General features: G+C 39.8%; 11 protein-coding genes. 2 read left to right on the top strand and 9 right to left on the bottom strand.

What is annotated here, in order from left to right; genetic code table 11:
• The 7 genes from ACTHJT_RS01065 to ACTHJT_RS01035 all read right to left on the bottom strand — a co-directional run.
• Positions 1-1,168, bottom strand: a 1,168-nt coding sequence (locus ACTHJT_RS01065) for a TolC family protein (protein ID WP_440235748.1), incomplete at its 3' end; no start/stop codon positions are given.
• A gap of 4 nt (positions 1,169-1,172) precedes the next feature.
• Positions 1,173-4,271 carry an efflux RND transporter permease subunit gene (locus ACTHJT_RS01060; RefSeq protein ID WP_440235746.1) on the bottom strand — a complete coding sequence of 1,033 codons (3,099 nt, stop codon included), beginning with the start codon at positions 4,269-4,271 and terminating at the stop codon, positions 1,173-1,175.
• Positions 4,272-4,273: 2 nt separating this feature from the next.
• Positions 4,274-5,347 carry an efflux RND transporter periplasmic adaptor subunit gene (locus ACTHJT_RS01055; RefSeq protein WP_440235744.1) on the bottom strand — a complete coding sequence of 358 codons (1,074 nt, stop codon included), beginning with the start codon at positions 5,345-5,347 and terminating at the stop codon, positions 4,274-4,276.
• Between the two features lie 182 nt (positions 5,348-5,529).
• Positions 5,530-5,955, bottom strand: coding sequence for an SET domain-containing protein-lysine N-methyltransferase (locus ACTHJT_RS01050; protein ID WP_440235743.1), 426 nt, complete (start codon positions 5,953-5,955; stop codon positions 5,530-5,532).
• 16 nt (positions 5,956-5,971) lie between these two features.
• Positions 5,972-7,027: a vWA domain-containing protein gene (locus tag ACTHJT_RS01045; protein WP_440235741.1), complete on the bottom strand. Its 1,056-nt coding sequence runs from the start codon at positions 7,025-7,027 to the stop codon at positions 5,972-5,974.
• Complete coding sequence (locus tag ACTHJT_RS01040; protein ID WP_440235740.1) at positions 7,020-7,910, bottom strand: hypothetical protein; 891 nt, start codon at positions 7,908-7,910, stop codon at positions 7,020-7,022. The genes ACTHJT_RS01045 and ACTHJT_RS01040 overlap by 8 nt, the downstream gene beginning before the upstream one ends.
• Entirely contained in the window at positions 7,903-8,793 is an 891-nt protein-coding gene (locus ACTHJT_RS01035) for a DUF58 domain-containing protein (RefSeq protein WP_440235739.1), read from the bottom strand. The genes ACTHJT_RS01040 and ACTHJT_RS01035 overlap by 8 nt, the downstream gene beginning before the upstream one ends.
• Positions 8,794-8,832: 39 nt before the next feature.
• Here ACTHJT_RS01035 and ACTHJT_RS01030 point away from each other — a divergent pair, with 39 nt between their 5' ends.
• Positions 8,833-9,213 (top strand): DUF4296 domain-containing protein, encoded by a 381-nt coding sequence (locus ACTHJT_RS01030; RefSeq protein WP_440235738.1) that lies wholly within the window; start codon positions 8,833-8,835, stop codon positions 9,211-9,213.
• Between the two features lie 4 nt (positions 9,214-9,217).
• On the opposite strand, the gene ACTHJT_RS01025 is transcribed toward ACTHJT_RS01030, so the two are convergent.
• Positions 9,218-9,955 (bottom strand): energy transducer TonB, encoded by a 738-nt coding sequence (locus ACTHJT_RS01025; RefSeq protein ID WP_440235737.1) that lies wholly within the window; start codon positions 9,953-9,955, stop codon positions 9,218-9,220.
• On the bottom strand, positions 9,948-10,532 hold the full coding sequence (locus ACTHJT_RS01020; protein WP_440235736.1) for a sigma-70 family RNA polymerase sigma factor: 585 nt from the start codon (positions 10,530-10,532) through the stop codon (positions 9,948-9,950). Before ACTHJT_RS01020 ends, ACTHJT_RS01025 begins: the two co-directional genes overlap by 8 nt.
• Positions 10,533-10,657: 125 nt before the next feature.
• On the opposite strand from ACTHJT_RS01020, the gene ACTHJT_RS01015 reads away from it, so the two are divergent.
• Positions 10,658-12,165, top strand: a 1,508-nt coding sequence (locus tag ACTHJT_RS01015) for an endonuclease MutS2 (RefSeq protein ID WP_440235734.1), incomplete at its 3' end; no start/stop codon positions are given.

Genomic DNA, 12,165 nt, shown 5'->3' with positions numbered 1-12,165 from the left:
ATTTGTCAATGGTAATTTCTAAGTTTTCGCGTGCGATGCGTTGATTTTTTTCTTCAAGTGTTACCAGTATAAGACTTGTACGATACGTTTGGTAAGCGCTGGTTAATTCAGATTGGATGATCTGGCTTGTTTGTTCATACTGTAGTTCTGCACTGTTCATCAGAATTCTGGCGTTGTGTTCGCTGATGTTTTGCGTAAAACCATTGAAGATAGGAACACTTGCTGTAACTCCATACGTTAAACCTTTACCGCTTGTTTGTGTAGCAAAGCCTAAAGCTGATCTGGAGTTTGTAAAATTATATCCGGTGTTGATATTTACGACAGGGTATCTGTATGCTTTTACAATCTTCAGATCCAGCGCGGCAATACGTTTATTGATAATGGCAGCCTGCAGTGAAGGATTGTGTTTGCGTGCCTGTTCCGACAAATTTTCCAGGAGTAATGTATTGTCGACCGGAATATCGTTTGCAACTTTGAATCGTATTCCCGCTTCTCTTGCGAGCAGCTGATTCAGGTATGTTTGTGTATTGTTATATAGTTCCTGCTGGCGAACAAAGTTTGTTGTGTCAGTATTCATGTCAACTTCAGCATTCAGTACTTCGAGTTTTGCAGCTTTACCAACCTGGTATCTGTTTTGAGCAAACTGAAGTCGCTGATTAGAAATATAAATAGCCGTATCATATGCATAGAGCTGTTGTTGTTGCTGCACCAGGTTGTAGTAGGTACTTGTTACTGCAGCAACATTGGTCATGATTGCTACCTGAAGACTTTCTTCGCTGAGTTTTTCAAATTCTTTTAATTGATCATAACGGGCAAACATGCCAAACCCATCGAAGATGGTCCAGTTTAAGCCAACGCCGTAGTTAAAGTTGCTGTTGCGGGCACCTTCTTTTTCAGTTACCACGCCGTTTGATTGCACCTGTCTGCTGTCAAGTACACTGTAAGAATTTGTTACATTACCGCCTATATAAGGCAGTGCACCTGCCACACCCGGATTGACGTTATTTTTACTGACCTCAACATCATTCTTTACGAGAAGAATATTGAAATTGTTTTCCAACGTAAGGCGAATAGCCTGCTCCAGGGTTAACAGTTCCTGTGCAGATACCGTTGGGACACTTGTTAAGAATAATACGAACGTGAAAATAAAAACGTGTTTTTTGTTCATAGTATCAGTGATTAATATTTTTTTCAAGCTGTTCAGCTTCATCAAACGCGGGATTATGTTTGTATTCTTTAGACCAGATGGAATAAATAGCGGGAATAACAAATAGTGTTAATACCAGAGAGAACATGGTGCCACCAACAATTACTACTCCCATCCCGATCCGGCTTTGGGCTGCAGCACCTAATGCCAGAGCGATTGGTAATGCACCTAACGAAATAGCTAAACTTGTCATGAGAATCGGGCGCAAACGTGCTTCAGCAGCTTCCATAATAGCCACTGCCTTCGGTTTGCCTTGTTCCTTTAATTGATTTGCAAATTCTACAATCAGGATTCCGTTTTTAGTTACAAGACCAATCAGCATGATGGTACCAATCTGACTGAAGATGTTCCATGTTTGGCCAAACAGCCACAGGGAGAATAACGCGCCACCAACAGCCATAGGTACAGTCAGGATAATAATAAAGGGATCGATAAAGCTTTCAAACTGCGCAGCCAGGATCAGGTAAATCAATAGCAAGGCAAGGCTGAAGGCAAATAATGTATTGGAACTACTTTCAACGAAGTCTCTTGATTCACCCGTAAGATCGGTAGAGAAGCTGTCATCCAGTACTTCTGAAGCAATTTTATTCATGGCATCAATACCATCACCGATACTTTTGCCTGGAGCCAAACCGGCACTTACTGTCGCAGAAATGTATCTGTCTGAATGATAAAGCTGGGGCGGGCTGCTGCGTTCGTTGATGGTTACAACATTGTCAAGCTGAACCAACTGTCCGGAACTGTTTTTAACAAAGATCGAAGTCAGATCCAATGGTGAACTGCGGTCTGCCTGGTCAAACTGAGCAATCACCTGATATTGTTTTCCATTCATGTAGAAATATGCGAAGCGTTGTCCGCTTAACGATAGCTGCAGTGTTTGTGCAACATCCAAGACAGACACACCTATGCTTTGTGCTTTGTTCCGGTCAATGGTAACATTTAATTCAGGTTTATTGAATTTCAGGTTTACATCCGAAACCGAGAAGGTAGGGTCATTTCCAACCGCAGCCATAAACTCAGGAAGCTTTTCGCGCAACTTTTCAAAATTGGGAGCTTTAATGATAAACTGCACCGGAAGCCCACCGCGTTTGTTCACGGCAATAGTAGGCTGTTCGGTAACTGTGGTACGTGCTTCGGGATATTTTTTTGTTAACTGCGTTAATTTATTGGCAATCTGTTTCTGGCTGCGTTTTCTTTCTTCCGGTGGCACCAGAGATAATATCATTCGTCCGCTGTTGATGGACACAGATCCGTAGCCTGGTGCAGTGATAACCAGGTTTACGGTTTTTTCAGGAATGGAATCGTTCACTAACTGCTTCATTTCTTCCATGAAACGATTGGTATAATCATAGCTTGAGCCCTCAGGAGTTGTTACTTGTATGCGCAGGTAACTACGGTCGTCATATGGGGCTGTTTCTTTTTTCAAAATTGAAAAGAAAAAAACAATCAAGCCAATGCAGACAAAAAGAATAGGGAAGCTTACCCATTTCCTTTTCATAAATACTTCCAATGCCTGGGCATAAGCAGTATTCATTTTGATGAAATATGGTTCAGACCAATTGTAGAATTTTGATTTTGTATGTACTCCGCCTTTCATCAGGTATGCATTCAGCATAGGCGTGAGGGTTAATGAAACAAAGGCAGAAATAAGTACTGCAGATGCGATGACAATACCGAATTCCCTGAAGAGCTGGCCTACGAATCCCTGCAGGAAAATCACCGGCAGGAATACTGCAGCAAGTGTAATCGATATGGAAATTACAGGAATTAATATCTCATTTGATCCTTTAATAGCAGCCTGAATCGGAGACATGCCTTCTTCAACTTTTTTGTAAATGTTTTCGGTTACAACAATCCCGTCGTCAACCACAAGCCCGGTTGCCAGTACAATGGCCAGCAGGGTTAGTACATTTACAGAAAAACCGCACAGGTACATGATAAAGAATGTAGCGGTCAGGGATACCGGAATATCAATCAATGGTCTGAATGCAACACCCCAGTCCCGGAAGAAAACATAGATGATCACAATTACCAGGATCAGTGAGATTAAAATTGTTTCGGCAACTTCTGTAACAGATTTTTTAATGAAAAGCGTATTATCTACTGCTACTTTCATTTCGATATCCTGCGGGATTTCTTTTTTTAATTTTTCCAGTTGTTCATAAAAAGCGGACGCAATCTCCAGGTAGTTGGTACCTGGCTGGGGTACAATGGCAAGGCCTACCATCGGTATACCGGACTCGGTCATCTGTGTTTCAAGATTCTCCGGGCCTAAAACAACCGTACCGATGTCATTGAAGCGAATTGTTTTACCCCCTTGTGAACGGATAATTAAATTGCTGAACTGTTCTTCAGTAGATAAGTTGCCACGTGTGTTAACTGTAAGTTCAGTATTTTTACCAGTGATTTTTCCGGATGGCAGCTCCACATTTTCTTTATTCAGAGCAGCTTTAACTTCAGCAACGGTTAATCCATAAGATGAAAGTTTCATCGGATCAATCCATAGACGCATGGCATATTTCTTTTGCCCGTAGATCTGCACGCTGCTCACACCGGGGATGGTTTGTATGCGTTGGGCCATTGTATTTTCTGCATAATCGCTTAGCTGCAGAATATCTCTTGAATTACTTTTTACAGTCAGGATGATGATGGGTTCTGAATCGGAGTCAGCTTTTGAAACTACCGGCGGCGCATCTATATCCAGCGGCAGACTTCTGGTTGCCTGTGATACTTTATCACGCACATCATTGGCAGCTTCTTCTAAATTTTTACCCAGGTTGAATTCAATGGTAATGTTACTTGTACCCTGATTACTGGAGGAGGTAATGGTACGAATCCCATCGATAGCATTAATTGATTTCTCTAACGGTTCTGTAATCTGTGATTCAATTATATCTGCATTGGCACCGGAGTAGCTGGTTCGCACAGAAATTGTTGCCGGGTCAATCGAAGGATATTCACGAATACCCAGATAGGTATAGCCGATTACACCAAAGAGAATTAAAACAAGGTTAATTACAATGGTAAATACCGGACGCTTGATACTTATGCTTGATAAACTCATATTTATTGCTGGTCAGTAGTAGGAAGTTTTACCCGGACATTTGTGCCCGCCTTTAAGGACATAACACCGCTGGTAAGTACCGTATCGCCTGCTTTTAATCCGGATAGCACCAGAATATTTTTATCTGTTCTGGATGAAGTTTCGATAATGGCTTCCTTTGCCTTACCATTTTCGGCGATGAATACTTTTTTACCATCCTGAATCGGAATGACTGCTTCAGTAGGAATAAGCAATGCGTCTGGCAGCACAGATAACGGTAGCTCTATCGTAGCGAATGAACCCGGAACCAGTTCTCCTTGCTCGTTCGAAGCTTTTGCACGCAACTGCAGCGTGCGGGTTGCAGCTTCAATTTCAGGTTCCACGGCATAAACCGTAGCAGTAAATTTTTTCGTATTCCCCGCAATGGTGAATGATACTTTTGTATTAGCCTTCATGCTGGAGGCATATTTTTCAGGTACTGAAAAAGTAAGTTTGATCGGATTCATATTTACGAGATTTGCAATAATGATATCGGCCGACAGGTATTCACCCACAGATACGTTTCTTAATCCGATCACGCCTTTGAATGGTGCTTTAATAATCGTTTTGGCTACCTGAGCCAGGATGATCTTTTCCTGCGCCTGCAGGGAGCGTAAGGTTGAAAGTGTTATATCATATTCTTCTTTACTGATCCCTTCTTTTTTCAATAACTGTGAGGCACGCTTTTCATTTTCAGCGGCAAGGTCAACTCTTACCTGCAGTTCAGATAACTGAGCCTGTAATTCGGTATCATCAATTTTTACCAGTGCTTGTCCCTGGCTTACTTTACTGCCTTCCTGAAAGTAGATATGAGTAATGATGCCGGAAATCTGGCTGCGTAATTGCACCTGCTCGTTGGCTGCGATGCTACCAGATACCAATATGGTGTTTGCAAATTTTTGCGGTTTAAGAACAATGCCGTCCACCATTGCTGTAGCATTCATGGGCCCTTTGGAATTACCCTCTTTGGTGAGTTCATTGTTTTTAGTAATTCTATAGTAAACCAATATGCCGAATCCAAGAGCTAAGGCTATATACAGGATGTATTTTAACTTCATAGATAATAATTTTATTGCCGGGCAAAGCAGTACTTTAAAAGATTTTTACGGTATGAATTTACTTTATATAAAGCGATTTATATAAATAAATAGACCAAATGAATGATTTTGGCGAAGAATCAATGGATTATAGGGTTGCGCTTTCGTACCAAAAATAAATTCCTGTAATGAACGGTTTTGGCTTATTGGGTTGTTTCTTTGAATGATTGCCAATATTTTTTTCCATAGCTGCAAAAAATTTCTTCTTCTGATTTTATTTGTTTTGTGGCAATCAAACATACTTGTTCATCATCATCGAGACTTATCTCTGCATTATATGAAAATGAAGTTTTCTTAAGACCTTGGGGATCGTTAGCATATTTTGCAAAGCAATGTACATTCTTAGAATCTAAAATGCTTCCATCCAGCATATTTATAAAATATCCGTTTTTATTTTCCTTCGCGATACGAGCTGCTTTATTATTGGATAAGCGCTTTCCTTTAAATGTAGCAATAATCTCATCTTTAAAAATATCTATTGATGTATATAAACCTTTTCCAGCGTTAGGGAGCTGTGAAGTTTTGATATATAAATAGTCTTTTTCAGGGGCATCTATTGAATCAGGCACAATAAAATTATAAATGTTAATCTTCCAGGAAATTATTTAAAAAAGTAATTCGTGTTAGCGTCCATAATAAGAAAAACACCACGGCCCACTTTACATAGATATAGTAGAAATCCTTAATATCATTGTATTGTAATTTTACGATCTTATTTTTCTCTAATTGATCGATCGTTTCAATAATGTTCTTCAGGCTCTTTTTATCGTAGGCCCTGTAAAACTTTCCTTTGGTAACAGATGAAATGTTTTTTAGCGTATTCTCATCCAGCTTGCTTTCTACATATTGAATGGTACCGTCATCATCTTTAAATTGATGTGTTCCATCTTTACCTAAGCCAATGCAGTAGATTTTAATATTATAATCTACGCATAAGTCTGCGGCTGTCATTGGATCCATCAGGCCGGAGGTATTTTCACCATCACTAATCAGAATAATGATTCGTTCTTGAGTTGGCGTTTTTTTCAAGCGGTTGATAGCAGTACCCAATGCTGTTCCGATGGCCGTACCCGACTCCAGTGCCTTGTTTTGTTTTAGCTCATTCAGGTTAGTTCGCAAAAGTTCGTAGTCATTGGTGAGCGGAGAGAGGGTGATTGCTTCGCCTGAAAATACAACAATACCGATGCGGTCGTCTTTACGTTTATTGATGATGTCAATGCAAATTTGTTTGGCTGCTTCAAACCGGCTGGGGTGAATATCTGTGATCTTCATGGATTCAGAAATGTCCATAGCGAAAACAATATTTATGCCTTCGGTATATTGGGTATTGGTTTCATTACTTTTCTGCGGCCGGGCGAGACCTATCAGAATAAATGAAATTGAAATGAGTAGTAGGCTTAACGGAATGAACCGGAGAATCTGGATGAGGTTGATTGATTTCGTTTCTCTTTTGTTGAGCGCGACTTTATATTTTTTTCTGAATCGGTAATAAAACAGCCAGCGTAAGATCAATAGAAGAGGCGTGGCTGCTATCCCATAAAGATAAGTGGGATTTTCCCAGATATAACTTTTCAGAACTTCCGGCTTGAGCCAGTAGTGCAGGTAGTACCATTGGTTAATATCGTATTGAAAATTATCCACCTGTTAAATATCTTCTTCTGGTTTGAAATCTTCTGTGTGTGAAACGTTTTATTACCTGCAGCGAATCGCTGATATCAGTAGTGATCATCCCTCCATAAACATTTCGATCAATGGATTGGAGCGTTGATTCGAGTTCTTCCTGTTCAAATAAATGAATCAGTTCTTTGGTGGTATAAGTATTGATGGGAATATCTTCCAAACGGGTTAAATAATTTTTCCAGCTTGTAATAATCTGTTCAACCAAGCGCAGCTCGTTTGTATCATTGAATTCTTTAACAAGATCATCGTAGTGCTTAATGAATTTATTATGCGCTCTTCTTAAAATGAATAATCTGTAGCGGGTTAATAAAATATCACCGAACATTTTATAAAGCAGGAACAGTATTGTTAATCCCGAAGCTATGATTGCAATTAAATACGGATAATTAAATTTTTCCGGAGTCGGTACCAATAAGGCGTCGGCTTTTACATCCCGCTCAGAGTGCTCTGTTACCAGTCTTTTTAAGAGCATACTATCCTTTATCGAATATAAGGTTTGTGTATCCTTCTGATAAATAAATTTCACCGGAACGGATAAGAATTGTTTATTGATTACTTCGTAGCTGGCAAGTACATAGATTACGCTGTCGTAAGCAAACAAGGAGTCTGTACGTGTAGGTACATATTTTTTATTGATGTATTCAAACGGGAAATAGTGTGAACTGGAATCAGGGAAAATCGCTATCTGATCTTTGGGGTATCTGACACTTAATGTAAAATGAATATTCTCGCCAATGTGTAAGCTGTCTTCAATAAAACTGCCATGCACATAATGGCTCGAGTCGGTTTGTGCAACCGAAATCAGAGTAATGAAACTGAAGAGTAGGAGAAACAGCTTATGCACTTTTCTTATGGAAGTTTCGAACCCTGAACAGTTCAACAAGTTTAATGATGTAATCTTCGTGCGTTTTGATACAGGTGTAATTCGATTCATACGATTTACTGAAATTCTCCAGCTTCGTCTGGATAGCACGCTGACGCTTCTCCATGTTCACCCTGAATGTTTTGGATGAAGAGTTTACCCAGATGGTCTTATTGGTTTCGGTATCAACAAGCGGAATAATGCCCATGGAAGGCAAATGGATTTCTCTGGTATCCTGTATCTGAATTAAAACCAAATCGTGTTTTTTACTTAAACTAATCAGGTTTTTATCATAGTTCTCATCTATAAAATCAGAAAGTACAATGACAATACTTTTACGTTTCAGGATTGACAAGGTGTATTGAGTGGCTTTGTTCAAATCTGTAAGAGCAGATTCGCTTTCCAGATTGAAAAGTTTACTGATCAGGTAATAAGCATGTTTGATCCCTTTGTCCGGCGCAATGTAAAGTTCTTTCTTATCGGAATAACAAACCAGACCTATCTCAGAACCCTCTTTAACAGCAGATAGCATTAAGACACCGGCGATTTCTTTAATAATATCGAATTTGGTTTGATTGTCTTTACCAATATTCAGGGATGCACTAACATCAACTAAAAATATGATGTGTTGTTCTTTATCTTCCTGAAAAAGACGTACATAAGAACCATGTCCTTTCGCCGTAACATTCCAGTCGATCGTGCGGATATCATCGCCATACTGATACTCACGAAGATCTGAAAATTCTATTCCCGAACCCTTGAAGATGGATTTGTAGTTGCCGTGCATATGTGAATGAACGGCCTTGCGGATCCGTACCTCATATTTGCGTAACTTGCGAATAATATCTTTTAATGAGACTTTCATAAGAACAGTTTTAAAAATACAATAAAAAAACTAATTTCCGTGAATAAATCTAAGGCTTTGACACACTTTACGACCATAATTATTGCAGCCCTGACACTGCTTTTATCCTGTACTTCAGCGCCCGATGCTGCTTTGGATCAGAAACCGGCAGACCTGCTTTCAGAAAAAGAAATGGTTGGTATTCTGATTGATGTACACATTACTGAATCAGCGTTGTCACTAAAAAATTTCAACAGGGATTCATCTTTGGTGCTGTATGCTTACTACAAAGATGAGATTTTTAAAGAGCATCATGTGACAGAGCAACAGTTTAAAGACAGCTATGACTATTACAGCAAACATTCTGACGAGTTAAATCATATTTATGAAATCGTTGTGGATAGCATAAGTATAAAAGAAGCCAGCGGAAAATTGAATTGATTGTTTATTCCCCGATATATTTGAAAGGGAAATAAACGGTAACAGTTGTTGCCACAGATGCTCCATTTTTAATAGCCGGTTTCCAATTCGGCATGGATTTTATTACCCTGGTTATTTCATTGCTGATCGCAGCATTCGGGCTGCTGTATATTGTATACGTACCAACTTTACCTGTTTTCTCTATTACAAGATCTACCTCAACCATTCCTGAATAGGGCGATTCAACGGCATTGTACGGGTATTTAATATTTTTTTCCAGATAACTCTTCAGTGCATCTTCACCACCAGGAAAATGTGCCGCCGTATTTTCTAACGCAACAGTTGCCGTAGTATGATTGTTGGGTGTTACCTGGGTTTCTTCTACCGGAATACCTGTCGGCGCAGGTGCGGGATCTGAAGTTGTTTGATATGCTTGTGAAGAAGCTGTAACAGGTATAACAGTGGATTGCGTACGAATGGTATCTTTTTCAGGAGCACTCTTTTGGGTTTGCACGGAGTCAGCCTGATCTTTTATTTTTTTTGTTTCCTCATCCTGATCCATGCTTTCAAACAGGAAGATAAGGCCCAGGGCCACAAGCACAGCAACCAGACCAAGCACTTTAACATTTTTGTAAATCGGTTTTGTCGCCTGTTTGTAATCGTACAGCGCAGCCCTCTTCATTACCTTGTCGAAGTTTTTATACTTATTGATTTCGTCGTCGCTTGGTAACGCTTTGTTTTTATGTATATCGTATTTACCCATTGTTTTTTCCTTTCATTTCCAGCATCCATTTGCGAATCTTTTCGAGGATGCGGTATGTTTTTACTTTAGCATTGTTTTCAGTCATGTTCATAATTTCACCGACTTCTTTAAATGCCTTGTTTTCAAAGAACCTCCACTGTATTAGAATCACCTCGTCCGGCTTGAGCTTTTCCAGGCACTGAGGAAGGAATTTTATATATATATTTTCATCATTGGTTTCCTGCAGGTCTTCATTGAGTAAATGAATACTGGTGTCGTCAATACAGATGTTTTCGCGTTTATTGTATTTTCTGAAATGCATGTTTGCCTCATTCGAGGCAATGCGGTAAAGCCAGGCGGAATAAGGCACACCTTTATATTCGTAGGAATGGATGGTGGACAAGGCTTTGGAAAATACTTCGGAACAAAGATCGCCGGCAATATCCATGTCATTAACTTTGCGGAACAGATACAGAAATATGGTCTTATAATATTTCTCATACAGCACGGCAAAGTGTTGGGGATTTTGCTTGGCTTTCAGTATCCAATGCAGTTCTTCCTCAATTTCTTCGGGTTTTTTATGATATTTAGATTCCAAGGTCAATAGTATAATGCAAAAACATGGAAAAGATACAAAAAAAAACTGTTTTCAAGCTAAAAGACTGTGGGTTACCAAAGGACTTTGTTGTAATTTTGTACTAAAACAACACTAATCAAAATTGAATGATTTATCCATCCGATCTGGAGAGTAAAATTGGGTTTGACCAAATCCGTGAATTACTGAAAGCAACGTGTAAAGGATTCGCAGCAGTAAAAATGCTTGATGAACTGACTCCTTCCTATGATGTTGCCACCATTGAAAAAGAACTGCAGGAAACAGATGAATTTAAAAAAATCATCGAATCGGGATCCGTATTTCCTGATCGTGATTTTGTAGATATTACTTTACTTGCCCATAAGATACAGGTTCAGGGAAATTACCTGGAAATTGATGAACTGCTGCAATGCAAATTGTTTTTAACGACACTGATCGCGTGCCAGTCATTTTTCAAAAGACCGGACACCGAAGTGTATGTGCGTTTGCAGGAACGCGCTAATACTGTAAAAATAGATTCTTCTTTATTTAAATCAATCAACCGTGTGATTGATGACCACGGTGTGATCCGTGATACGGCTTCTGATGAACTACGTATGATTCGTGAAGAATATCGCGAAGAACAAATCAAACTCCGCAAAGAAGTTGAACGCTTGCTGCGTGTATTCAAAAAAGAAGGTTATACCGTTGAAGATACGGAAGCGACTATACGTTCCGGACGTTTGGTGTTGCCGGTGCTGGCAGAATACAAGCGTAAAGTACAGGGGATCATTCACGATGAGTCGGGTACCGGCCAAACCGTTTTTATGGAACCGATTTCTCTTTTACCTTATAACAATAGCGTACGGGAATTAGAGATTCGTGAACGCAAAGAGATCGTACGTATCCTGATGCAGCTGACAGATTATATCCGTCCGTTTGCAGAAGTGATGCTGGATGCCAATCAATTGGTAGGCTGGTTTGATTTCATTCGCGCGAAGGCAACCTTTGCGTATTCGGTGCATGCCGTAATGCCTGCTGTGCAGAAACGTCCGGTGATCAAATGGAGAAATGCACGGCATCCCTTGTTGTGGTTGAAAAATCAGAAAATCAAAAAAGAAGTAATGCCTTTGTCTATTCAGGTAGACGAACAAAATAGAATCTTACTTTTGTCTGGTCCCAATGCCGGTGGTAAATCGGTATGTATGAAAACCCTTGGATTGCTTCAGTATATGCTGCAATGCGGCTTGTTGATTCCGGTAGATGAAGGTAGTACTTCAGGTATTTTCGAAAACTTCTTTATTGATATCGGAGATTCCCAATCGCTGGATAATGATTTGAGTACGTATAGTTCACACATAAAAAATCTTACGTTCTTCCTTGAACATGCAGACAGCAAAACGTTGCTGTTGATTGATGAATTCGGTAGCGGTACAGATCCGATGTATGGTTCGGCCATTGCAGAAGCTGCTCTTGAAAAACTGAATGAGCGCAAGTCGATGGGTATTATTACAACCCACTATGCAGGCTTGAAAGCATTGGCATCTAAAACGGATGGATTGATCAACGGTTCCATGCGTTTTGATACAGATAAGTTAATTCCTTTATACATCCTGGATATTGGTGTCCCCGGTAGTTCGTTTACGCTGGAAATTGC

This window comes from Cytophaga sp., assembly GCF_051961495.1.
Lineage (GTDB): Bacteria > Bacteroidota > Bacteroidia > Cytophagales > Cytophagaceae > Cytophaga.
This window is presented reverse-complemented; position numbering and strand designations above follow the sequence as displayed.